Annotated in this window: 19 protein-coding genes; 18 read left to right on the top strand and 1 reads right to left on the bottom strand. The window is 69.0% G+C overall.

The window, feature by feature from the left end:
- Positions 1-91 precede the first annotated feature (91 nt).
- The 10 genes from folC to IE325_RS07445 all read left to right on the top strand — a co-directional run bounded on the left by folC (position 92) and on the right by IE325_RS07445 (position 13,038).
- Complete coding sequence (gene folC, locus IE325_RS07490) at positions 92-1,579, top strand: bifunctional tetrahydrofolate synthase/dihydrofolate synthase (RefSeq protein WP_190068921.1); 1,488 nt, start codon at positions 92-94, stop codon at positions 1,577-1,579.
- Between the two features lie 8 nt (positions 1,580-1,587).
- Positions 1,588-1,944 carry a DUF4233 domain-containing protein gene (locus IE325_RS07485; RefSeq protein WP_190068920.1) on the top strand — a complete coding sequence of 119 codons (357 nt, stop codon included), beginning with the start codon at positions 1,588-1,590 and terminating at the stop codon, positions 1,942-1,944.
- An 82-nt stretch (positions 1,945-2,026) separates the two neighbouring features.
- A complete protein-coding gene (gene ndk / locus IE325_RS07480; RefSeq protein WP_190068919.1) occupies positions 2,027-2,440 on the top strand; it encodes a nucleoside-diphosphate kinase in 414 nt (137 codons plus the stop codon).
- A gap of 279 nt (positions 2,441-2,719) precedes the next feature.
- Positions 2,720-3,739, top strand: coding sequence for a rod shape-determining protein (locus IE325_RS07475; protein WP_004931372.1), 1,020 nt, complete (start codon positions 2,720-2,722; stop codon positions 3,737-3,739).
- A 183-nt stretch (positions 3,740-3,922) separates the two neighbouring features.
- Positions 3,923-4,966 (top strand): rod shape-determining protein MreC, encoded by a 1,044-nt coding sequence (gene mreC, locus IE325_RS07470; RefSeq protein WP_190068918.1) that lies wholly within the window; start codon positions 3,923-3,925, stop codon positions 4,964-4,966.
- Positions 4,967-4,979: 13 nt separating this feature from the next.
- A complete protein-coding gene (gene mreD, locus IE325_RS07465; RefSeq protein ID WP_190068917.1) occupies positions 4,980-5,663 on the top strand; it encodes a rod shape-determining protein MreD in 684 nt (227 codons plus the stop codon).
- A 188-nt stretch (positions 5,664-5,851) separates the two neighbouring features.
- On the top strand, positions 5,852-8,122 hold the full coding sequence (gene mrdA, locus IE325_RS07460) for a penicillin-binding protein 2 (protein WP_190068916.1): 2,271 nt from the start codon (positions 5,852-5,854) through the stop codon (positions 8,120-8,122).
- Positions 8,119-9,318 carry a rod shape-determining protein RodA gene (gene rodA, locus IE325_RS07455; protein ID WP_190068915.1) on the top strand — a complete coding sequence of 400 codons (1,200 nt, stop codon included), beginning with the start codon at positions 8,119-8,121 and terminating at the stop codon, positions 9,316-9,318. The genes mrdA and rodA overlap by 4 nt, the downstream gene beginning before the upstream one ends.
- A 100-nt stretch (positions 9,319-9,418) precedes the next feature.
- Positions 9,419-10,948 (top strand): CYTH and CHAD domain-containing protein, encoded by a 1,530-nt coding sequence (locus tag IE325_RS07450; RefSeq protein WP_190068914.1) that lies wholly within the window; start codon positions 9,419-9,421, stop codon positions 10,946-10,948.
- Positions 10,949-11,064: 116 nt separating this feature from the next.
- On the top strand, positions 11,065-13,038 hold the full coding sequence (locus IE325_RS07445) for a TIGR03960 family B12-binding radical SAM protein (RefSeq protein ID WP_190068913.1): 1,974 nt from the start codon (positions 11,065-11,067) through the stop codon (positions 13,036-13,038).
- A 246-nt stretch (positions 13,039-13,284) separates the two neighbouring features.
- Here IE325_RS07445 and IE325_RS07440 read toward each other — a convergent pair whose 3' ends face one another.
- A complete protein-coding gene (locus tag IE325_RS07440) occupies positions 13,285-13,797 on the bottom strand; it encodes a hypothetical protein (protein ID WP_190069250.1) in 513 nt (170 codons plus the stop codon).
- Between the two features lie 610 nt (positions 13,798-14,407).
- Here IE325_RS07440 and IE325_RS07435 point away from each other — a divergent pair.
- From IE325_RS07435 to IE325_RS07400, 8 genes are all read left to right on the top strand, one after another.
- Positions 14,408-16,018: an MFS transporter gene (locus IE325_RS07435; protein WP_190068912.1), complete on the top strand. Its 1,611-nt coding sequence runs from the start codon at positions 14,408-14,410 to the stop codon at positions 16,016-16,018.
- Positions 16,019-16,158: 140 nt separating this feature from the next.
- Positions 16,159-16,974 carry a DUF899 domain-containing protein gene (locus tag IE325_RS07430; protein ID WP_190068911.1) on the top strand — a complete coding sequence of 272 codons (816 nt, stop codon included), beginning with the start codon at positions 16,159-16,161 and terminating at the stop codon, positions 16,972-16,974.
- Between the two features lie 94 nt (positions 16,975-17,068).
- Positions 17,069-17,527 (top strand): universal stress protein, encoded by a 459-nt coding sequence (locus IE325_RS07425; RefSeq protein WP_190068910.1) that lies wholly within the window; start codon positions 17,069-17,071, stop codon positions 17,525-17,527.
- Between the two features lie 171 nt (positions 17,528-17,698).
- Positions 17,699-18,733: a zinc-binding dehydrogenase gene (locus IE325_RS07420; protein ID WP_229911699.1), complete on the top strand. Its 1,035-nt coding sequence runs from the start codon at positions 17,699-17,701 to the stop codon at positions 18,731-18,733.
- Between the two features lie 37 nt (positions 18,734-18,770).
- Positions 18,771-20,618, top strand: coding sequence for a glycoside hydrolase family 15 protein (locus IE325_RS07415; protein ID WP_190068908.1), 1,848 nt, complete (start codon positions 18,771-18,773; stop codon positions 20,616-20,618).
- Positions 20,615-21,976, top strand: a complete 1,362-nt coding sequence (locus IE325_RS07410; RefSeq protein ID WP_190068907.1) for a glucose-6-phosphate dehydrogenase — start codon at positions 20,615-20,617, stop codon at positions 21,974-21,976. Before IE325_RS07415 ends, IE325_RS07410 begins: the two co-directional genes overlap by 4 nt.
- On the top strand, positions 21,973-22,488 hold the full coding sequence (locus tag IE325_RS07405) for a gluconokinase (RefSeq protein WP_190068906.1): 516 nt from the start codon (positions 21,973-21,975) through the stop codon (positions 22,486-22,488). Before IE325_RS07410 ends, IE325_RS07405 begins: the two co-directional genes overlap by 4 nt.
- Before the next feature lie 136 nt (positions 22,489-22,624).
- Positions 22,625-22,975 carry a carboxymuconolactone decarboxylase family protein gene (locus IE325_RS07400; RefSeq protein ID WP_190068905.1) on the top strand — a complete coding sequence of 117 codons (351 nt, stop codon included), beginning with the start codon at positions 22,625-22,627 and terminating at the stop codon, positions 22,973-22,975.
- Positions 22,976-22,978: the final 3 nt, after the last annotated feature.

Raw genomic sequence — 22,978 nt, 5'->3', positions numbered from 1 at the left:
GAAGGCCCCCTGTGCGATGTGGCACCGGGGGCCTTTGCCTACCACCCCACTCCCTGGGCGCACTGTCAGTCCCCCTCCGTAGACTGACCCCGTGAGTGAGAGCGACGACGACTTCGACGAGATCATCGCGGCGGAAACTGAGCGCGACCCTGACCTCGCCGTCATCGAGGCAGGCAGCCGAACCCTCCGTACCCAGGGCGGCGCGCCGCAGGCCGACGTGCCCGCACGCCCCGAGGACCCCGAGGTCGACAAGGCATTGCGCGAGGTCGAGGCGGAGCTCGCCACCCGCTGGGGCGAGACCAAGCTGGAGCCGTCGGTCAGCCGTATCGCCGCGCTCATGGACGTGCTGGGCGAGCCCCAGCGCTCGTACCCCTCGATCCACATCACCGGCACCAACGGCAAGACGTCGACGGCCCGCATGATCGAGGCCCTCCTCGGCGTCTTCGAGCTGCGCACCGGCCGCTATACGTCACCGCACGTCCAGTCGATCACCGAGCGGATCAGCCTCGACGGCGCCCCGATCTCCGCCGAGCGCTTCATCGAGACGTACCAGGACATCAAGCCGTACATCGAGATGGTCGACGGACAGCAGGAGTACCGGCTGTCCTTCTTCGAGGTGCTCACAGGCATGGCGTACGCGGCCTTCGCGGACGCGCCCGTGGACGTCGCCGTCGTGGAAGTGGGCATGGGCGGCTCCTGGGACGCCACCAACGTCATCGACGGTGATGTCGCCGTGGTGACGCCGATAGACCTCGACCACACCGACCGGCTGGGCTCCACGCCGGGCGAGATCGCCGTCGAGAAGGCCGGGATCGTCAAGCAGGACGCCACCGTGATCATGGCCCAGCAGCCGGTGGACGCCGCGCAGGTGCTGCTGAAGAAGGCCGTGGAGGTCGACGCCACCGTCGCGCGTGAGGGCCTGGAGTTCGGGGTCGTCTCACGCCAGGTCGCCGTCGGCGGACAGCTCGTCACGCTGCGTGGGCTGGGCGGTGAGTACCCCGAGGTGTATCTGCCGCTGCACGGCGCGCACCAGGCGCACAACGCCGCGGTCGCCCTCGCCGCCGTGGAGGCGTTCTTCGGCGTCGGCGCCGCGCGCGCCGAGCCGCTGGACATCGACACCGTCCGCAAGGCGTTCGCGGCCGTCGCCTCGCCGGGCCGGATGGAGGTCGTACGGCGCTCTCCGACCGTCGTGCTGGACGCCGCGCACAACCCGGCGGGCGCGCGGGCGGTCGCCGAGGCGATCGGGGAGGCCTTCGACTTCAGCCGGCTGATCGGCGTCGTCGGCGCGAGCGGCGACAAGAACGTACGGGGGCTGCTGGAGGCCTTCGAGCCGCTCTTCGCCGAGGTCGTCATCACCCAGAACTCCTCGCACCGCGCGATGGACGCCGACGAATTGGCCGCGATCGCCGTCGAGGTGTTCGGCGACGAGCGGGTACAGGTCGAGCCGCGGCTGCCGGACGCCCTGGAGGCCGCGATCACGCTGGCCGAGGAGGAGGGCGAGTTCGCGGGCGGCGGTGTGCTGGTCACGGGGTCCGTCATCACGGTCGGCGAGGCCCGGCTGCTGCTGGGGAAGGGCTGAGTCCGAAGATGCGTATCCTCTGTTCCTCGACACTGATCGGCGAGTTCTTCGTCATCGGCTTCGCCGGTCTGGTCGCGATGAAGGACCCCGATCTGGCCATGTCGACGGTGTGGACGGTCAGCGGGATCGCGATGTTCCTGTGCGTGCTGCTGTGCGGCCTGGTGACCCGCCCCGGCGGCGTCGCCCTCGGCTGGGCCCTGCAGATCGCGCTGATCGCGTCCGGCTTCATCGTTCCCACGATGTTCTTCCTGGGCGCGATCTTCGCGGCACTCTGGTGGGCTTCGGTGCACTACGGCAAGAAGGTCGACGAGGCGAAGGCGAGATTCGCGGCGCAGGCCGACCCCTCCACACCTGACGCTGTGTAACGGGCGCCTGGACACGCCCTGTAACCTCATCCCACCGTCCACCGGCATCCACCGCACACCGGCTGTAAGAAGGAGCCCTCCCGTGACCCAGCGCACCCTCGTCCTGCTCAAGCCCGACGCAGTCCGCCGCGGCTTGACCGGCGAGATCATCAGCCGTATCGAGCGCAAGGCCGGCTGGGCGATCACCGCGCTGGAGCTGCGCACCCTCGACCAGGAGACCCTGGAGCAGCACTACGGCGAGCACAAGGGCAAGCCCTTCTACGAGCCGTTGGTGGAGTTCATGGCCTCCGGCCCGGTCGTCGCCCTGATCGTCGAGGGCGAGCGGGTCATCGAGGGGCTGCGCGCCCTGGCCGGACCGACCGACCCGATCGCCGCCGCACCCGGCTCCATCCGCGGTGACTACGGCGTCATCGTCCGCGAGAACCTCATCCACGCCTCCGACTCCGAGGAGTCCGCCGAGCGCGAGGTGAAGATCTTCTTTCCGGGCCGTGCTTAAAGCCCACGGCGGTTGAACGGCAAGGGTGTGGCGGCTGAAGTCTCCACACCCGAATGCACTACCAGGCATATGCGCGCCGATCGAGGGAACGAGAGCCCCCGATGGCCCGTCTCCACAAGCGGGGCGGCTCGCCATCAGCTGACAATGGCGAAGACCCTCCCGCAGTGTTCGTGCAGGCGCGTCTACGATGGAAGCCTTCACGTCACAGCACCCACTTCGCCGTCCTGAAAAGCCATCAAAAGCTCCCAGGAAGGCCAGATAATCCTGATGGGGAACTCAATGTCGTTCATCGGCCGTGACATGGCTGTCGACCTCGGGACCGCCAACACGCTGGTGTACGTCAGGGGTCGCGGGATCGTACTCAACGAACCGTCCGTCGTCGCGATCAACACCAACACCGGTGGGATCCTCGCGGTCGGTGCCGAGGCCAAGAAGATGATCGGGCGCACGCCCGGCAACATCGTTGCCGTGCGTCCGCTGAAGGACGGCGTCATCGCCGACTTCGAGATCACCGAGCGGATGCTCCGCTACTTCATTCTGAAGATCCACAAGCGGCGGTATCTGGCTCGTCCGCGGGTCGTCGTCTGTGTGCCCTCCGGCATCACCGGCGTCGAGCGCCGCGCCGTCATCGAGGCCTCGTCCCAGGCCGGCGCCCGCCAGGTGCACATCATCGAGGAGCCCATGGCCGCGGCCATCGGCTCCGGCCTGCCGGTCCACGAGGCCACGGGCAATATGGTGGTCGACATCGGCGGCGGCACCACGGAGGTCGCGGTCATCTCCCTCGGCGGCATCGTCACCGCCCAGTCCATCCGCGTCGCGGGTGACGAACTGGACAACGCGATCATCCAGCACATCAAGAAGGAGTACTCCCTTCTGCTGGGTGAGCGGACGGCCGAGCAGATCAAGATCACGATCGGTTCGGCGTACGATCTCGACGCTGACGAACACACCGAGATCCGTGGCCGAGATCTTGTCTCCGGGCTGCCCAAGACCGTTGTCATCTCCGCGGCCGAGGTGCGCAAGGCCATCGAGGAACCGGTCAACGCCATCGTGGACGCGGTGAAGACGACCCTCGACAAGTGTCCGCCGGAGCTGTCCGGCGACATCATGGACCGAGGAATCGTTCTGACCGGCGGCGGTGCCCTGCTGCGCGGCCTCGACGAGCGGCTGCGCCGTGAGACCGGCATGCCGATCCATATCGCCGAGGACCCGCTGGACAGCGTGGCGCTCGGCTCCGGCAAGTGTGTCGAGGAGTTCGAGGCGTTGCAGCAGGTGCTGGACGCCCAGCCGCGCAGATGACGTAACTCTTCGGTTCCGCCGTACGGGATGATCTCCTCTCGTACGGCGGATCGTTGATATAGAGGCATAAGCTCGCCCATAAGTCTCTGCAGTCTCTGCGTATCCGAACGAGCTCAACCATTCGCACCATCTGAACACCGAATACCACTGCACATTCCAATGAGGAAGGCACGGCCGCCGCACGTGAGGGACACACGAGAGAGCCGGCTGCTCCTGGTGCTGCTGATCGCCATCGCGTTCGCTTTGATCACGGTGGATATCCGCGGTGGTGAGGACTCCCCGGTCGACGGTGCCCGCCAGGCCGCTGCCACGGTCTTCGGCCCGATCGAGGACGGTGTGTCGGCCGCGGTGAATCCGGTCGGCAACGCGGTCGCCGCGATTCGTGACTCCGGTGAGCGCCATGACCGGCTCGCCCGGCTGGAGCAGGAGAACGCCGCCCTCAAGGCGAAACTCGGCAGCAGCGACCGCGACCGCAGCCGGCTGAAGCAGCTGGACAAGATGCTGAAGATCGCGGGCGAGGGCCAGTACGGCATCAAGGGCGCCGAGGTCATCGCCATAGGAGCGGCCCAGGGCTTCTCCTGGACCATCACCATCGACGTCGGCGAGAACGACGGCATCCGCCGCGACATGACCGTCCTCAACGGCGACGGGCTGGTCGGCCGGGTCACCACCGTCGGCCCGAACACCGCCACCGTGCTCCTCGCCAACGACCCCGACTTCACCGTCGGCACCCGCATGGAGTCCACCGACGAACTCGGCTTCGCCTCCGGCCAGGGCGACCGCCCGCTGCGCGTCGAACTCCTCAACGGCAAGGCCGAGGTGAAGAAGGGCGACCGGCTCGTCACCTTCGGCTCGCAGGCCGACAAGCCCTTCGTGCCGGGCGTCCCCGTCGGTGTCGTCTCCCGCGTCGACCCGTCCGGCGGCGACCTGACCCGCACCCTCTATGTCACGCCGTACGTCGGCTTCTCCAAGCTCGACATCGTCGGCGTCGTCGTCCAGGCCCCGACGAAGGACCCGCGCGACACGGTCCTCCCCGACAAGCCCCGGCCGACCCCGAGGCCGACCGTGACGGTCACCGTCACACCGGGCGCCGACGGTCAGCTCCCGCCCGAGGGTGAGGAACAGGACCAGCCGCAGGCCGACGGTCCGTACGAGCCCCGGGTCGAAGGCCAGGAGCAGCCGTCGGCCGACGGCCAGAACCAGTACGAGTACGAGCAAGAGCAGTAGGAGCTGAAGCCCCATGCGCGTCAACCGAATCCTGCTCTCCTCCTCCCTGGTCGTCGTCGCCCTGGTCGTCCAGGTCAGCGTCCTGGCCCGGCTGCACCTCCCGGGCGCCGTCCCCGATCTGCTGCTGCTCACCGTCCTGGGCCTCGCCATGGTCTACGGCCATGTCGGCGGCGCCCTCGTCGGCTTCGGCGCCGGTCTGCTCGCCGACCTCGCCCCGCCCGCCGACCATGCCGCCGGCCGCTACGCACTGGTGCTGTGCGTCATCGGCTATGTCGCCGGGCTGGTCAAACCGGCCGACGGCCGGCTGAAGTCGGCCACCGGGCCGATGGTCGTCGTGGTCGTCGCCGCGATCGGCGCGACCCTGCTGTACGCGAGTGTCGGCGCGGTCGTCGGGGACACCGCCGCACGCCATGTCGGGCTCGGCAGCCTGCTGTTCACGGCCGCGCTGTACGACCTGCTGCTCGCGCCGTTCGTGGTCCCCGGGATCATGGCGCTGGCCAGGCGCGCGGAGAACGACCCGCTCGCCGACACAAGCTCCCAGGCCAAGAAGCCCGACATCTCCTCCGGCTGGCTGTCCGGCGGCACGGGGCTGCGCATCGGTGGCCAGCGCGCCGGGCTGAAGGGCGGCCTGAAGGTGAAGGCGGTCCGTTCGCGTACGGCGCGCGCCGGGCGCATCAAGGGGGTCAAGCGGCTGTGAGGACTGGGGAGTTCACCCTGACGGGTGAGTCCGGGAGGAACTGGGCCGTGCGGGCCGGACGTTCATCAGTCGAACGCACACAGTCGTGTTCGTACTCGTATCCGTACTCGGGTCCGCGGTCGTATCCGTGCCCGGGTCCGGGGCCGTATCCGCACTGGCACTCGCACTGAGAGGGGGAGGCAGCCGCAGTGACCAACATCCCCGAGACCGGCCGGACGCCACGCGTCCAGATCCGGCTCATCGTCATCCAGATCCTCGTCCTGTCCCTGCTCGGCACTCTCGGCGGACGCCTGTGGTACCTGCAGATCCGTGAGGGCGACGCCTACGCCAAGGAGGCGTCCGGCAACCACGTCCAGCAGGTCGTCCAGCCGGCCGTGCGCGGCGCGATCCTGGACGCGCGCGGAGTGCCGCTCGCCGACAACGAGACCCGGCTGGTGGTCTCGGCCTCCCGCACCGACCTGCTGAAGATGCCGGACGACGGCAAGGGCGTCCTGACCAAGCTGGCCGGCGTGCTGGGCATGAAGCCCAACGAGGTCATGGCGAAGGTCCGGCTGTGCGACGCGGAGACCCCGCAGCCCTGTTGGAACGGCTCGCCGTACCAGCCGATCCCCATCACCGACGAGGCCACCGCCAAGCAGGCCCTCCAGATCCGTGAGCGCGCCGAGGACTTCCCCGGCATCACCGCCGAGCCCCAGGCCGTCCGGCGGTACCCGGGCCCCGGCAAGTCCAACACCGCCCAGGTCCTCGGCTATCTCTCCCCGGTCACCGACGAGGAGATCCAGCAGGCCAAGGACACCGACTCGCCCTACCTGCGCTCCGACCAGGTCGGCCGCTCCGGTCTGGAGCGGGAGTACGACAAGGAGCTGCGCGGCAAGGCCGGCGTCACCCGCTACGAGGTCGACAATCTCGGCCGCGTCATCGGCCAGGCCCAGGCGGACGCCGCCCAACCCGGCTCCAACCTCGTCACCAGCATCGACGCCCGGGTGCAGCGGGTCGCCGAGTACGAGCTGAACGACGCCATGAAGAAGGCCCGCCAGGAGTGGGACCGCAACACCAACGAGCGGTACAAGGCCGACTCGGGCGCGGTCATCGTGATGGAGGCCAAGACCGGCCGCATCGTCGCCATGGCGTCCAACCCGTCCTACGACCCGAACGCCTGGGTCGGCGGCATCTCCGCGAAGGACTACACCACACTTACGGGCAAGGCCTCGAACTACCCGCTGCTCAACCGCGCGATCCAGGGCCAGTCGGCACCCGGCTCGATCTTCAAGGTCGTGCCCACGGCCGCCGCGGTCAACGCCGGCTACTCCTTCGACGGCCCCTATCAGTGCTCCAGCTCGTACTCGATCGGCGGCCAGGTCTTCAAGAACTTCGAGTCCCAGGGGTACGGCCCGATCAGCCTCGGCCGCGCCCTGGAGGTCTCCTGCGACACCGTCTTCTACCGGCTCAGCCATGAGGAGTGGAAGCGCGACGGCGGCACCAAGCCGAAGAAGAACGCCAACGACTGGTTCTACAAGACGGCTCACCAGTTCGGCCTCGGCGCGGAGACCGGCATCGACCTGCCCAACGAGGTCACCGGCCGGATCCCCGACCGCAAGTGGAAGCTGGACTACTGGAAGGCCAACAAGGACGCCTGGTGCAAGTACGGCAAGAAGGACGGGTCGTACGCCGAGAAGATCGCCTACGAGAACTGCCTCGAAGGCAACCGCATGCGCGCCGGTGACTCCGTCAACTACTCCATCGGACAGGGCGACACCCTCGTCACCCCCATCCAGATGGCCACCATCTACTCGGCGATCTCCAACGGCGGCACGCTCTACGACCCCACGGTCGGCAAGGCCATCGTCAGCGCCGACGGCAAGGCCGTCCAGGAGATCGCGCCCAAGTCCCACGGCAAGCTGCCGATAAGCCAGAAGACGCTCGCCGAGATGGACGACGCCCTGGCCGGTGTCGCCACCCGGGGTACCGCGGCCTGGCGGTTCGCCGACGTCGGCTGGCCGCAGGACAAGATCCCGATGCATGCCAAGACCGGTACCGCGGAGGTCTACGGCAAGCAGACGACCTCGTGGTTCGCGACATACACCAAGGACTACTCGGTCGTCATGACGATCTCCCAGGGTGGTACGGGTTCCGGTGCCTCGGGTCCGGCCGTGCGCAACATCTACGACGCGCTGTACGGCGTCGCCGACGACGGTGCGATCAACAAGAAGAACGCGCTGCTGTCGACGCCGGAGAAGGACCTGCCGAAGGTCCGCACCGACGGCACCATCACCTCGCCCAAGGTCTCCAAGGACCCGGCGAAGGAGCAGCGGGTCAGCCAGGAGGGCGACAAGGCGCCGGACGAGCAGCAGCTCGCCGGCACCGTGCCGACGCAGACGCCCGAGAACCGGGACACCCGGCGCAGGCGACGCGCGGGGCGCGGGGGACGTAAGCGGGGAAGCCGGAGGATGCTCACATGACCGGCGCCAACAGTTTCCAGGTCTCCGGGTACGGGCCGGAACGGGCGGGCTGGACCCGTCTGTTCGCCCGTGACTCGCTCGCCCGCCGGCTCGACTGGCCGATACTGCTGTCGGGGACGGCCCTGTCGCTGATGGGCGCGCTCCTGGTCTTCTCGGCGACCCGCAACCGCACCGAGCTCAACCAGGGCGACCAGTACTACTTCCTGATCCGGCATGTCCTGAACACCGGGATCGGGCTGGCGCTGATGATCGGGACCGTGTGGCTGGGCCACCGCACCCTGCGCGGGGCGGTGCCGATCCTGTACGGCCTGTCGGTGTTCCTGATCCTGCTGGTGCTCACGCCGCTCGGCTCCACCATCAACGGCGCCCACTCCTGGATCAAGCTGCCCGGCGGTTTCTCGCTGCAGCCCTCGGAGTTCGTGAAGGTCACGATCATCCTGGGCATGGCGATGCTGCTGGCGGCGAGAGTGGACGCGGGCGACAAGCCGTATCCCGACCATCGCACGGTGATGCAGGCGCTGGGTCTCGCCACGGTGCCGATGCTGATCGTGCTGCTCATGCCCGACCTCGGGTCGGTCATGGTCATGGTGGTGATCGTGCTGGGTGTGCTGCTCGCGTCCGGTGCCTCCAACCGCTGGGTCTTCGGGCTGATCGGTGCGGGGACGACGGGCGCGATCGCGGTCTGGCAGCTGGGGGTCCTGGACGACTACCAGATCGCCCGGTTCGCGGCCTTCGCCAACCCCGAGCTTGACCCGGCGGGCGTCGGTTACAACACCAACCAGGCCCGTATCGCGATCGGTTCGGGCGGGCTCACGGGGTCGGGGCTGTTCCACGGCTCGCAGACGACCGGGCAGTTCGTGCCGGAGCAGCAGACCGACTTCGTGTTCACGGTGGCGGGGGAGGAGCTGGGCTTCGTCGGCGGCGGGCTGATCATCATCCTCCTCGGCGTGATCCTGTGGCGGGCCTGCCGTATCGCACGCGAGACGACCGAGCTGTACGGGACGATCGTGGCGGCCGGGATCGTGGCGTGGTTCGCCTTCCAGGCGTTCGAGAACATCGGGATGACGCTGGGGATCATGCCGGTGACGGGTCTGCCGTTGCCGTTCGTGTCGTACGGCGGATCGTCGATGTTCGCGGTGTGGGTGGCGGTGGGGTTGCTGCAGTCGATCCGGGTGCAGCGTCCGATGTCGGCGTGACCCCCGCAACGGCCGCCCCCTGGCTGTCATCTGCCGTTTCCCCGGGGTTCATGGCTGGTAAGCACTGTCGTCCCGACGTGACTCCGATTAGATTCGGTTCATGGCGGACACGAAGCGCGAAATCGAGCGTAAGTATGAATCCGACGACAGTGGCCTGCCCGATCTGACCGGTGTCGCCGGAGTCGCGACCGTGGTCGACAAAGGTGTCGCGCAGCTGGACGCCACCTATTACGACACCCCGGACGAGCGGCTCGCCGCGTCATCCATCACCCTGCGCCGCAGAACGGGCGGGGCGGACGCGGGCTGGCATCTGAAGTTCCCCGTGGCGAAGGGGGTGCGGGACGAGATCCAGGCCCCGCTGTCCGACAGCCTGCCCCGAACGCTCGCGGGGCTGGTCCGCTCCAGGGTCCGGGAGACCGAGCTGGTGCCGGTGGTCCGGCTGCGCTCCGACCGCGATGTGCGCGACCTCGTGGACGCCGACGGCAGGCTGCTGGCGGAGGTCAGCGTGGACGCCGTGCGGGCCGAGCGGCTGGACGGGGGCAGCGGGACCGTCCAGTGGACCGAGATCGAGGTGGAGCTGGCCGACGGCACCGATCCGGCGTTCCTGGACAAGGTCGAGAAGCGGCTGAAGAAGGCGGGCGTACGACCGTCGTCGGCGGAGTCGAAACTGCAGCGGGCGCTGGCCGAGACAGCGCCGAAGAAGCAGAAGAAGCGGGCAGCCAAGGCACGAGAGCCCGAGGCGCAGGCGCCGGCTCCTGCGCGGACCGCCGGTGATCATGTCCTCGCCTATATCGGCGCCCAGCGGGACGCGATCGTCGAGCTCGACCCGGCGGTGCGGCGGGACGTGTACGACTCCGTGCACAAGATGCGGGTCGCCACCCGGCGGATGCGCAGCGCCTTCAAGACGTACGGCAAGGTCCTCGACCGTGAGGTGACCGACCCGATCGGCGAGGAGCTGAAGTGGCTGGCCGGGGAGCTGGGCGTCGACCGTGACCAGGAGGTGCTCACGGAGCGGCTGACGGAGGCCCTCGGCGAGCTGCCGCGGACCTTGATGTCCGGCCCCGTCCGCACCCGGCTGCGCACCTGGTCGCACGCCAAGCGCGGTGGATCGCGGCGGCGGCTGATGAACGTACTCGACGGCAAAAGGTATCTGCAGCTGCTCGACACCCTCGACGCCCTGGTGGCCGAGCCGCCCCTGCTGAAGGCGGCCGCCGGCAAGCCGGAGAAGGTGATCGCCAAGGCCGTACGGAAGGACTTCGGCAAGCTGTCCGGGCTGGTCGAGCACGCCCTCGAACTGGACTCCGGCGCGGATCGCGACCTGGCGCTGCATGAGGCCCGCAAAAAGGCGAAGCGGACCAGGTATGCGGCGGAGTCGGCGGTTCCGGCGCTCGGGGACTCCGCCGGGAAGCTGGTGAAGTCGATGAAGTCCCTGCAGAACCTGCTCGGCGACCACCAGGACAGCGTGATGACCCGGGAGGCCCTGCGGGAGCTCGCGCGGCAGGCGCATGCGGCGGGGGAGAGCACGTTCACATACGGGCTGCTGTACGGCAGGGAGGAGCAGCGCGCGGCGGCCGACGAGGCGGCGCTTCCGGAGGCGTGGGCGCAGATGAAGGCCGGAGTGGCGGTCTGAGCCGACCGGCACACTGGACGCGGGCAGGCATGCTGGACGTACGGAGGGCCGTCGCGGTCGCGTTAGGCTAGATGGTCACCCCTGTCAGTCCAGTCCCGCTCACGAAGGTTCGCGAGATGCCTGCCGAAGCCGCTGCGGCCGCCGAGTCCGTGTTCCCGCAGCTCGAAGCTCTGCTCCCGCATGTGCAGAAGCCGATCCAGTACGTCGGCGGAGAGCTCAACTCCACGGTCAAGCCGTGGGAGTCCTGTGACGTCCGCTGGGCGCTGATGTACCCGGACGCGTACGAGGTCGGGCTGCCCAACCAGGGCGTCATGATCCTCTACGAGGTACTGAACGAACAGGAGGGCGTCCTCGCCGAGCGCACGTACAGCGTGTGGCCGGACCTGGAGGCGCTGATGCGGGAGCACGCCGTCCCGCAGTTCACGGTGGACAGCCACCGGCCGGTTCGCGCTTTCGACGTGTTCGGGTTGAGCTTCTCCACCGAACTCGGCTACACGAACATGCTGACGGCGCTGGACCTGGCCGGGATCCCTCTGGAGTCCAAGGACCGGACGGTCGACGACCCGATCGTCCTGGCCGGCGGCCACGCGGCCTTCAACCCCGAGCCGATCGCCGACTTCATCGACGCGGCGATCATCGGCGACGGCGAGCAGGCCGTGCTCGACATGACGAAGATCATCCGTGCGTGGAAGGCGGAGGGCTGCCCCGGCGGCCGCGAGGAGGTCCTGTTCCGCCTGGCGAAGACGGGATCGGTCTACATCCCCGCGTTCTACGACGTCGAGTACCTCCCCGACGGCCGTATCGCCCGAGTGGTCCCCAACAAGTCGGGCGTCCCGTGGCGTGTGTCCAAGCACACGGTGATGGACCTCGACGAGTGGCCGTACCCCAAGCAGCCCCTGGTCCCGCTCGCCGAGACGGTCCATGAGCGCATGTCCGTCGAGATCTTCCGCGGCTGCACCCGCGGCTGCCGCTTCTGCCAGGCCGGCATGATCACCCGCCCGGTCCGCGAGCGCTCGATCACCGGCATCGGCGAGATGGTCGAGAAGGGCCTGAAGGCGACGGGCTTCGAGGAGGTTGGCCTCCTCTCCCTGTCCTCGGCGGACCACTCCGAGATCGGCGACATCGCGAAGGGCCTGGCGGACAGGTACGAGGAAGACAAGATCGGCCTCTCCCTCCCCTCCACCCGCGTGGACGCCTTCAACGTCGACCTCGCGAACGAGCTCACGCGCAACGGCCGCCGCTCCGGCCTGACCTTCGCGCCCGAGGGCGGCAGCGAGCGTATGCGCAAGGTCATCAACAAGATGGTGTCGGAGGAGGACCTCATCCGCACCGTCGCGACGGCCTACGGCAACGGCTGGCGCCAGGTGAAGCTGTACTTCATGTGCGGCCTGCCGACGGAGACCGACGACGACGTCCTGCAGATCGCCGACATGGCGATGAACGTGATCGCCAAGGGCCGCGAGGTGTCGCGTTCCAACGACATCCGCTGCACGGTCTCGATCGGCGGCTTCGTCCCGAAGCCCCACACCCCCTTCCAGTGGGCCCCGCAGCTCTCCGCCGAGGAGACGGACGCCCGCCTGGAGAAGCTCCGCGACAAGATCCGCGGCGACAAGAAGTACGGCCGCTCCATCGGCTTCCGCTACCACGATGGCAAGCCCGGCATCGTGGAAGGCCTGCTGTCGAGGGGCGACCGCCGCATCGGCGCCGTCATCCGCGCGGTCTACGAGGACGGCGGCCGCTTCGACGGCTGGCGCGAGCACTTCTCCTACGACCGCTGGATGCAGTGCGCCGACAAGGCGCTGGCCCCCTTCGGCGTGGACGTCGACTGGTACACCACCCGCGAGCGCACCTACGAGGAGGTCCTCCCCTGGGACCACCTCGACTCCGGCCTCGACAAGGACTGGCTCTGGGAGGACTGGCAGGACGCCCTCGACGAGACGGAGGTCGAGGACTGCCGGTGGACGCCGTGCTTCGATTGTGGGGTGTGCCCGCAGATGGATACGGCTATCCAGATCGGGCCGACTGGGAAGAAGTTGCTGCCTCTGGCGGTCAAGAACGCGGCGCCGACGCCCAGCGGCCACTCGCACTGAGCTGGGCGAGGCGCTCGATCGGTTGACTGGGGCCCTGGCTGAGGCGAGCGAGGAAGAGCCCTCGGGCATCCACTCAGAGGTCGAGTGGGTCCGAGTGCTCAGACCTTGCTGAGGCCCTATGGCGATGTTGAGCCCCCTCTCAGTGCAGAGAGGGGGCTCAATGCTGTCCGACGCCTGTGAGCCAGCACCAAAGGAAACGTCGGCCAGGAAGGCTTGCTGACAGGTCCTGTTCCCAAGAGTCGGGTACTACCACCAGGGGGTGCAGGTGATGCCGGTGATGGGGGAGGGAGAGACCACCTGTGCGCAGACACGGAAGGCCCGACTCGCCGAGCTGCTGGTGGGGTAGGCCGCGGTCGTGATCCTGGCGCCGCCTCTCGCATCGAACGGGCCGCACTGGATCCACGAATTCTTGCCGTCGTTGGTGACATCCATCCAGACCCTGCCCACGGCACCGGGGCCCCAGGTGCTGGAGCTCGTGGTCAGGACGCCCCACCCCATCTGTCTGCCGCCGACGGTGCCGGTCTGCATCGCGTACGAGGCGATGGCGTACGGCACGTTGGTGGGGAATTCGAGCACCACCGCCCCCGCCCCCGCCACACCGCGACCGCTGAGACTGTCCGGGATGTCGGTGAAACCATTCGCACCTCCCGTGCAGTCCGACGCCGCGGCCTGAGCCGTACCGGAAGAACCCGCCACAAGCCCTGCCCCGAGCACGAGCGCGGCCGTGCCCACGCTGAAGATCCTGCGGATACTGCGCATGAATTCTCCTTGATCGAAGGGCTGGGAGCGCCCACAGATCGGCCCTTTGCCGTAGCGCTCGCCTGGCCGGGACCTTCGTCATGTCGTCACGATGGCCATTACGGCGGCCAAGAGGTCCCCCGAGCCGGCGCCTCGAACGGTAGAGCGTCACTGGGGCGTCGCGTCCCTGACAGATGTCAGGGTGTTGACTTGGCGGAACAGCTGGGTCGGTTGGGGGCAGCGTCGGTGCCCTGGCGAACGGTTCTGAACTGGAGACCGACGTGCAGCCCGGCCAGACTGCCCAAGGCGAGTCCCCCACGACGCTGAAGTCTGCGGAGGGCATCAAACTCAACATCACCAGCTTCAACCGCACTGCCAGTTACTGAACAGCTAAGCTGCCCACTTCCAAGATCGACTGGAAGTGGGCCCAGACACGACGCCATGACTTGTCTGAGCCCGCGCGCACGTCTCGCCGCCTGCGACCGGCGTCATCGCCTGGCAGATCGACGCGCTCTGATAGCGGGGCAGATGCGCATTGAGTGGCTCCCGGCGTGACTCTGGCTGTGCGCCAAGTGGCTGAAGTCTGCGGCTCGTCAACGAACTGACTTCGGGCGGTGGCAATGCTTCGTCCATGACGCCCAGTGCGGCTACCGCGAAGGGTTCGGCCAAGGCGCGGCTCGTCCTGTGGACGCTCGCGGCGGGGCAGTTTCTGATGGCGCTCGACAGTTCCGTCATGAATGTGTCCATCGCGGCGGTGGCCGAGGACGTGGGCACGACGGTGACCGGGATCCAGGGCGCCATCACGGCTTACACGCTCGTGATGGCGATGTTCATGATCCCGGGCGGCAAGGTCGGAGCACTGATCGGCCGCAGACGCGCGTTCATGATCGGTTGCTGTATCTACGGGTGTGGTTCGCTCACCACGGCGCTTGCGCCGAATCTGCCGGTGCTGCTGTTCGGCTGGTCCTTCCTGGAGGGTGTCGGGGCGGCGCTCATCCTGCCCGCGATCGTGGCGCTGGTGGCCGGCAACTTCGCCACTGAACTACGTCCCTCCGCTTACGGACTCGTCGCCGCCGCCGGTGCCGTGGCCATCGCGCTCGGGCCTCTCATCGGGGGTCTCGCCACGACGTATCTGTCCTGGCGCTGGGTGTTCGCGGGTGAGGTGCTGGTCGTTCTCGTCATTCTGGCGCTCGCCCGCCGCATCGCCGACGTCGTGGGCCGCGAGCGCCGGCGCATCGACCTCATCGGCTCGGCGGTGTGTGCCCTCGGCCTCGGGACGTTCGTCTACGGCGTGCTCCGCACTGATGAATGGGGTTGGTTCCGGCCGAAGCCCGACGCGCCTTCGTGGCTCGGAGTCTCGCCGGTGATGTGGCTGATGCTGGCGGGTGTGCTGTTGATCTGGCTCTTCCTGCGCTGGGAGGCCCGCCTCGTGGAACGGCACGCGGATCCGCTCATCGACCCGGCCCTGCTGCACACCAAGCAGCTCACCGGTGGCCTGACCATGTTCTTCTTCCAGTACCTCGTCCTGATGGGCGTGTTCTTCGTCGTACCGCTGTATTTGTCGATCGCCCTGGGGCTGTCCGCGCTCGAAACCGGTGCCCGTCTCCTACCGCTCTCCTTGACCCTGCTGGCGGCCGCCACCCTCATCCCCCGTTTCCTCCCGGACGTCTCGCCGAGGCGGGTGGTGCGGCTCGGGATCCTCGCCCTGCTCGCCGGCGCGGTGGTACTGATGGCCGCCCTGGACTCGGGCGCCGGGGCGGCGATCGTGACCGTGCCGTTCCTGCTCATCGGGCTGGGCACCGGCGCGCTCGCGTCGCAGCTCGGGTCCGTCACCGTCTCGGCGGTGCCGGACGAGCAGAGCGCGGAGGTCGGGGGCATCCAGAACGCGGTCACCAACCTCGGCTCCTCGATCGGTACGGCACTCGCCGGCTCGATCCTGATCGCCGTGCTCTCGTCCTCCTTCCTGACCAACCTCGAAGAGAATCCGGCGATCCCGGCCGAGGTCACGAACCAGGCGGCCGTGGAAATCCAGGACGGGGTGACCTTCCTGTCGGACGCCCAGCTCAGGACCGCTCTCGACGAGGCGGGAACGAGTGACGAGGTGGCCCGGGCCGCGCTGGACGCGAACGCCGAGGCCCGGCTGGACGGCCTGCGTGCCGCGCTCGCGATCCTCGGGTTCGCCTGCGCCCTCGCGATGTTCTTCACGTCGAGGATCCCGACGACCCAGCCCCGCTCCGCGTAGGCCGAGCGATGCCGAGCGGCCAGGTAAACAGGCAGACAGGCATCCGCCGCGATGAGTTCCGGTCCCGACCACAGTCTGTTCTCGTGACCGTCGTAAGGCGCTCCCCGGCACCAGACCCCGATGACACCCCGGAGGACATCATGGCCATCACCCCCGACGAGCCGACCGCCGCACTGCCCGGACGGCCGCCCGTCGTCGATCCGGCCACCTGGCAGGCCGCCCGTGATGAGCTCCTGGTGCGGGAGAAGGCCCACACCCGGGAGGGTGATGCCATCGCCGCGGCCCGTCGGAGGCTGCCGATGGTGGAGTTCGACGGGACGGTCGAGGTCGTCGGAGCCGATGGGCCGGTGCCGTTCCTCGATCTGTTCCAGGGGCGGGACGAGCTCGTGGTGTACAAGCACATGTGGTACGACGGTGCGCCGCATCAGGGGCAGTGTGAGGGGTGTACGACCACGGCCTGGCATATGAAGGACGCTGTTTATCTGCACGCCCGCGGCGTCTCGTTCGCCATCCTCACCACCGGTCCTTGGGACGAGGTGGCCTCCTACGTCGAGTTCATGGGCTACACGCAGCCCTGGTATTCCGTACGGGATGTGGCTGAGCCCGTTGGCGGGGACATGGGGTACATCGCCTGCTTCCTGCGCGACGGCGACCGCGTGTTCCTGACCTACTCCACGACAGGCCGTGGCAATGAGCCCGTCAACGGCTCCCTCGGGCTGCTCGACATGACGCCGTACGGCCGCCGTGAGGCGTGGGAGGACGACCCCGAGGGCTGGCCCGAGGCGCCGGAGGCCGGTGCGCCGGTCGGTGGGCATGGTGCGCCGATCTGCTGGTACTGGCGTGCCGACGCGGACGGGAAGGCCGACTGGGGACCGACCAGCCGGCCCGTGCCGCAGTGGACCCGTCCCGGAGCGACCCCCGAGGAGACCCTCGGCCGGCGGGGCCACCACCACTGACCACCGCGACCCATCCGGACCTGTCGGGCTGGGCATCCGGTGCGGTCGGCGTGAGGCTGGGGCCAGTGGAAGGCGTCCAGTCCGAGGAGCGGCCGTGGCTGAGCAGCAGCAGGAGTCCGAGCGCATCGTGGTCGGCGTCGACGGCTCGGACTCGGCGAAGCAGGCCCTTCGCTGGGCGGTGCGTCAGGCGGAGCTCACCCGGGGCGAGGTGGTCGCGATGACCGCTTGGGACATGCCGCAGTTCCATGGCGCGCTCGGCTGGCTGCCCCCGTCGAGCAGCGACGAGTCGGCTCTGGAGGGCCGGGCCCGTGACGACCTCGCGCGGGTTGTCGAGGAGGTCGTGGAGGCGCGGCCCTCCGTCGCGGTGCGTACGGAGGTGCATTACGGCACGCCCGCCAGCGTGCTGCTCCGCGCGGCCCGCGACGCGTCCCTGCTCGTCGTCGGCAGCCGCGGCCTCGGGGGCTTCGCGGGGCTGCTGCTGGGGTCCGTCGCCCAGCACTGCGCCCAGCACGCCGCCTGTCCGGTTGTGGTGGTGCGGGGTGGGGACCGATGACCGGGTGGTCGAGCACCAGCCTCCGTCTGCTCCGCGCAGGCCCTTTTTCACTGGAACGCACCACCCCTGTAGCGGCCGGATCGCGAACCCGCACGATCCCCGGAACGCTGGCAGTGACAGTGGCGTGATCCGGTGCACCGGCAGGAGGACAGGCGGTTGAAGGCGTTCGTGATGAAGGAAATCGGGCGGGTGGGCTTCATGGAGAAGCCCGTTCCGCAGCTGGGTCCGGGTGACGCCCTGGTGCGTACGACTCGGGCCCTGATCTGTACCTCCGACTCCCATACCGTCCAGGGCGGCATCGGTCCGCGGGAGAATCTGACGCTGGGGCATGAAGCGGTCGGTGTCGTGGAGGCCGTGGGCGGCGAGGTCAAGGAATTTCGGCCCGGCGATCGGGTGCTGGTCGGTGCCATCACTCCCGACTGGGGCGATCTGGCCTCCCAGAACGGGCATCCCTCGCAGTCCGGTGGCGCGCTCGGCGGCTTCAAGTTCGCGAACTCGAAGGACGGGGTTTTCGCCGACTTCTTTCATGTGAATGATGCCGATTCCAATCTCGCCGCGATTCCCGACGGTATTTCCGACGCGGACGCCGTGTACTGCGCCGACATGCTCTCCACGGGATTCATGGGTGCCGAGAACGGCAACATCCCGATGGGCGGGACCGTCGCCGTGCTCGCGCAGGGGCCGGTCGGTCTGATGGTGACGGCGGGGGCCAGGCTCTGCGGCGCCGGGCTCGTCATCGGGGTCGAGTCGGTGCCCAGCCGGCAGAAGCTCGCGCAGCTGTACGGCGCGGACGAGGTCGTCGACTTCACCAAGGAGGATGTCGTCGAACGGGTCATGGAGCTGACCGACGGGCGGGGAGTCGACACCGCCATCGAGGCACTCGGCGCGGATGTGACCTTCCAGACCGCGGTGAAGATCACCAAGCCCGGGGGCACCATCTCCAGCACCGGCTATTTCGGCGAGGGCGAGTTCGTACGCATTCCACGCGTCGAATGGGGCGTCGGTATGGCCGACAAGACCATCACCACGGGACTCTGCCCCGGCGGACGACTGCGAATGGAACGACTTCTGCGGCTGCTGGAGTCGAACCGCGTCGACCCGTCGCATCTGACGACCCATGAGTTCCACTTCGACGATATGGAACGGGCCTTCGAGGTCGCGGACCAGAAACTCGAGGACGTCGTGAAGGTCATGATCTCTTTCTAGAAGAAAGCCCATCATCCGTTTCCAGAAGCGAGGTGGCATGCAAGACCCCGATCCACCCTTCCGGCCGGTCCGCAGGCGGGAGGGCTGTCTGCCGCTGGAGGACCTCGGTCTCATCGGGGACGGCACGACCACCGCGCTGGTCGGCCTGGACGGCTCCATCCCGTGGATGTGCGTGCCCCGCTTCGACGCCGATCCTCTCTTCTGCGGCCTGCTGGATCCCGCGCGAGGCGGGCACTTCACCCTGGCCCCGGAGGGCCTGGTGGAGGCGCGCCAGCGCTATGAACTGGACTCCGGCGTACTGATCACCGAGCTGCGAGGCCCCACCGGCACCGTCCGTGTCACCGACGCGCTCGCCCTGCGCTCCGGCGCCGACCTCACCGACGACGCCCCGGCCGACCGGGCCGAGCTGGTGCGTTCGGCGGTCGTGGTGGACGGTGACGTACGCCTGCGAGCGGATCTGGAGCCGCGGGGCGGTGCGCAGACGCGGGCCCTGTTCAGCGGTCTTGAGGTACGGCCCGCGCGGCGGCCCGACCTGCGTCTGCACCTGCGGTCCAACCGGCCCCTGACCGGTCTGCACAGCACCCACGAACTGCGGCAGGGCGATCGCCTCGACCTCGTGCTGTCCTGGGGCCGCTTCCACCGTCACCACCGCCTCGACACCGACGCCATGCTGTGGGGGACCGCCGACGCGTGGCGCCGCTGGATGCGGCACTTCGAGTACGACGGTCCCGAGGAGCGGCTCGTGCGGCGGGCCGCGCTGACGCTGAAGCTGTGCGACGACTGGGCCAGCGGCTCGCTGGTCGCGGCCCCCACGTCCTCCCTGCCCGCGCCCATCGGCGGGGTCCGCAACTGGGACTACCGCTACGCCTGGATCCGCGACGCCGCCTTCGCCATGTTCGCGATGCGCCGCATCGGCTTCGGCGGCGAGGCCGACGCGTTCCTCGGCTGGGTCCTCGACGCCTTCGAGTACAGCAGGCAGCCCCGGATCATGTACGACGTGCGGGGTGATCCGGTGCCCGACGAGGTCGAGGACGGTGAGCTGGAGGGCTACCAGCGCTCGGCCCCGGTGCGCTGGGGCAACGGCGCCGCCGACCAGCGTCAGCACGACGTCTACGGCGAGATCCTGGACTGCGCCGACCAGTGGCTGCTCGCCGGCGGCGAGATCCAGCCCGCGCTGTGGGCGAGCCTGGCCAAGCTGGCCGACTCCGCGGAGCAGGCCTGGCGGCAGCCGGACCAGGGCATCTGGGAGGTGCGCAGTGAGGGCCGGGTGTTCACATACTCGGCCGGGCTGTGCCAGGTGGCGCTGGACCGGGCCGCGCGGATGGGGGAGCGGCTCGCACTGCCCGGGCGGATCGCGCAATGGCGTGCCTCGGCCGACGATCTGCGCCGCCGCATCCTGGAGCAGTCCTGGGACGAGCGGGCGCAGACCCTCAGCGCCCACCTCGACGGCGGTGGTGTCCTGGACGCCAGCCTGCTCGCACTCCCGTTGCGCCAGGTCGTGCCGGCCGATCACCCTCGTATGGTGGCGACCGCCACGGCCGTCGCCGAGCGTCTGTCGGCGGGCGACGGGCTGCTCTACCGCTATCTGCACAAGGAGTCACCCGACGGACTCGCCGGCGATGAGGGCGCCTTCCTGTTGTGCAGTTTCTGGCTGGTCGACAACCTGATCGGCCAGGGCCGGACCGAGGAGGCCGAGGAGCTGTACGCCTCGCTGTGCGCCCGGGCGAGCCCGCTGGGGCTGCTGTCGGAACAGATCAATCCGTCCACAGGAGAGTTCATGGGCAACTTCCCGCAGGCGTTCAGCCACATCGGGATCATCGCGAGCGGAGTGAACCTCGCCCGAGCCAAGGCAGGCAAGGCAGGCAAGGCAGGTAAACGGGCATGATCGACCGGCTCGTCGTCCTCGGCGCGACAGGAGACCTCTCCGCACGCTATCTGCTGCCGGCCCTGGCGGCCCTGCGGGCGGCGGGGCAGCTCGACGACCGGTTCCAGCTGACCGGCGCGAGCAGGGAGGAGTGGAGCAGCGAGCGGTTCCGGGAGTGGATCGGCGCCCGGCTCGACCTGCACGGCGGACCGTATCCGGCCGACGCGAGGGAGGCGATCGCGGCCCGGGCCCGCTATGTACGGGCCGATGTCACCAGTTCCGCCGATGTCGCCGAGGCCATCGCGGGCGACGGACCGGTCGCCGTCTATCTCGCGCTGCCGCCGGGACTCTTCCCCCGCGTGGTCACCGCGCTGCACGAGGCGGGTCTGCCGGCGGGCAGCCGGATCGTGCTGGAGAAGCCGTTCGGCGAGGACCTGGCCGGCGCGCAGGAGCTGAACCGGCTGCTCGCCGACCTCGTCCCGGAGCAGGCGGTGTTCCGCGTCGACCACTTCCTGGCCATGACGACCGTCCAGAACGTCCTCGGCAGCCGTCTGGCCAACCGTGCCCTGGAGCCCATCTGGAACAGCACCCACATCGCCGAGATCGAGATCGTCTGGGACGAGACCCTCGCCCTGGAGGGCAGGGCCGGCTACTACGACCATGTCGGCGCGCTCAAGGACATGGTCCAGAACCATCTCCTCCAACTGCTCTGCCTGGTGGCCATGGAACCCCCGATCACCCTCGGCGAACGGGACCTGCGCGACCGCAAGGTCGACGTCCTGCGCTCCGTGCGGCCCCTGACCGAGCAGGACGTCGTACGCCGCACCCGTCGCGCGCGCTATCTGCCCGGCAGGGTCGGTGACCACGACATTCCCGCCTACGTCGACGAGGACGGCGTGAGCCCGGAGCGGCGCACCGAGACCTTCGCCGAGGTGGAGCTGGAACTGGACAGCTGGCGCTGGTCCGGCACCAGGTTCCGGCTGCGCAGCGGCAAGGCGCTGGAGGCGGACCGCAAGGAGGTGGCGGTGCGGTTCCGTCCGGTGCCGCATCTGCCGTTCGGCCACAGCGGGGAGGCCCAGCCCAATGTGCTGCGCTTCGGCCTCGAACCGGAGGGGCTGACCCTCGATCTGACGGCCATCGGCGCGCACGCCCATGAACTCGCCCCGCTCTCCCTGACCGCGCGGATGGACCCAACGGGCCTGCCCGCCTACGGCCGGCTCCTGCTGGACGTCCTGACCGGGGATCCCGCCCTGTCCATCCGCGGCGACGAGGCCGAGGAGGCATGGCGGGTCCTGGAGCCCGTACTGTCGGCGTGGGAGAAGGATCTCGTGCCGCTGGAGGAGTACCCGGCCGGCTCGCAGGGGCCACCGCGGCGATGAACGAGCGCACCCCTCTGTGCATCGTGGTCATAGGAGTCTCCGGCACCGGCAAGACGACGACGGCCCGGCTGCTCGCGGAGCGGCTGGACATCCCCTTCGCGGAGGCCGACGATCTGCACCCGCCGGCCAACATCGCCAAGATGTCGGCCGGTGTCCCGCTCGACGACGCGGACCGTCAGCCCTGGCTGGAGTCCATCGGCCGCAGGCTGCACGCGGGCGACGCGGCGGGCACCGGCTGTGTCGTCGCCTGCTCCGCCCTGAAGCGGCGCTACCGGGACACTCTGCGCGCGGCCTGCCCCGGCATCTTCTTCCTGCATCTGACGGCCGGCCATGACGTGCTGGAGGAGCGGATCGGCAACCGCACCGGCCACTTCATGCCGAAGGCGCTGATCGACTCCCAGCTCGCCGCGCTCGAACCTCTCGAACCGGATGAACGAGGGGCCGCGCTCGACGTGGGCCCGGCTCCCGAGGAGGTCGCCGAGGCCGCGCTGGAGCTGCTGGCGGAGCGCTGAGGTCCGGTGCGCTCGACGCGCGCCACCGGCCCGCGACGCCTACGCTTGATGGGCAACCGCCGGACCCCCAGGGGCGATTCCGTCGTTGAGCGGGGTGCGGTGGCACTTCCTACGGCACCGGAGGGCGGTCCTCGTCATGGCCACTGCATCCGAGACTCCCGTACTCGACACGATCGCCGCGATGACGATCGACTCCATCGAGCGCTGCAACATGGACGAGCGGACGCTCATCCTCTCCCGTATCGCCGCGCTCGTGGCGATGGACGCACCCGCGATCTCCTACCTGGCCCACGTCAATCCCGCGATGAAGGCCGATTTCACCGTCGAGCAGCTGCAGGACCTGCTCGTCGCGATCGCGCCCGTCGTGGGGACCGCGCGCGTCATGTCGGCGGCGGGCCATATCGCCGAGGCGTTCGGCGTCACCATGGCGCTGGCCGAGAGCGAGGCGGAAGCGATCGCCCAGGCGGAGGCGCAGAGCCGCTCCTGAGGC

The sequence above is a fragment of the Streptomyces lanatus genome (assembly GCF_014655715.1).
Taxonomy (GTDB): Bacteria; Actinomycetota; Actinomycetes; order Streptomycetales; family Streptomycetaceae; genus Streptomyces; species Streptomyces lanatus.
Note: the sequence above shows the minus strand (reverse complement) of the source record. Positions and strands in the feature narration are given on the sequence as shown.

What these genes read in the sequence shown, in the direction of transcription:
- IE325_RS07485 (WP_190068920.1), top strand. Translation starts at nt 1,588, where the DNA reads ATGCGTATCCTCTGTTCCTCGACACTGATCGGCGAGTTCTTCGTCATC.
- IE325_RS07475 (WP_004931372.1), top strand. Translation starts at nt 2,720, where the DNA reads ATGTCGTTCATCGGCCGTGACATGGCTGTCGACCTCGGGACCGCCAAC.
- mreD (WP_190068917.1), top strand. Translation starts at nt 4,980, where the DNA reads ATGCGCGTCAACCGAATCCTGCTCTCCTCCTCCCTGGTCGTCGTCGCC.
- rodA (WP_190068915.1), top strand. Translation starts at nt 8,119, where the DNA reads ATGACCGGCGCCAACAGTTTCCAGGTCTCCGGGTACGGGCCGGAACGG.
- IE325_RS07450 (WP_190068914.1), top strand. Translation starts at nt 9,419, where the DNA reads ATGGCGGACACGAAGCGCGAAATCGAGCGTAAGTATGAATCCGACGAC.
- IE325_RS07445 (WP_190068913.1), top strand. Translation starts at nt 11,065, where the DNA reads ATGCCTGCCGAAGCCGCTGCGGCCGCCGAGTCCGTGTTCCCGCAGCTC.
- IE325_RS07440 (WP_190069250.1), bottom strand. Translation starts at nt 13,797, where the DNA reads ATGCGCAGTATCCGCAGGATCTTCAGCGTGGGCACGGCCGCGCTCGTG.
- IE325_RS07435 (WP_190068912.1), top strand. Translation starts at nt 14,408, where the DNA reads ATGACGCCCAGTGCGGCTACCGCGAAGGGTTCGGCCAAGGCGCGGCTC.
- IE325_RS07430 (WP_190068911.1), top strand. Translation starts at nt 16,159, where the DNA reads ATGGCCATCACCCCCGACGAGCCGACCGCCGCACTGCCCGGACGGCCG.
- IE325_RS07420 (WP_229911699.1), top strand. Translation starts at nt 17,699, where the DNA reads ATGAAGGAAATCGGGCGGGTGGGCTTCATGGAGAAGCCCGTTCCGCAG.
- IE325_RS07415 (WP_190068908.1), top strand. Translation starts at nt 18,771, where the DNA reads ATGCAAGACCCCGATCCACCCTTCCGGCCGGTCCGCAGGCGGGAGGGC.
- IE325_RS07410 (WP_190068907.1), top strand. Translation starts at nt 20,615, where the DNA reads ATGATCGACCGGCTCGTCGTCCTCGGCGCGACAGGAGACCTCTCCGCA.
- IE325_RS07405 (WP_190068906.1), top strand. Translation starts at nt 21,973, where the DNA reads ATGAACGAGCGCACCCCTCTGTGCATCGTGGTCATAGGAGTCTCCGGC.
- IE325_RS07400 (WP_190068905.1), top strand. Translation starts at nt 22,625, where the DNA reads ATGGCCACTGCATCCGAGACTCCCGTACTCGACACGATCGCCGCGATG.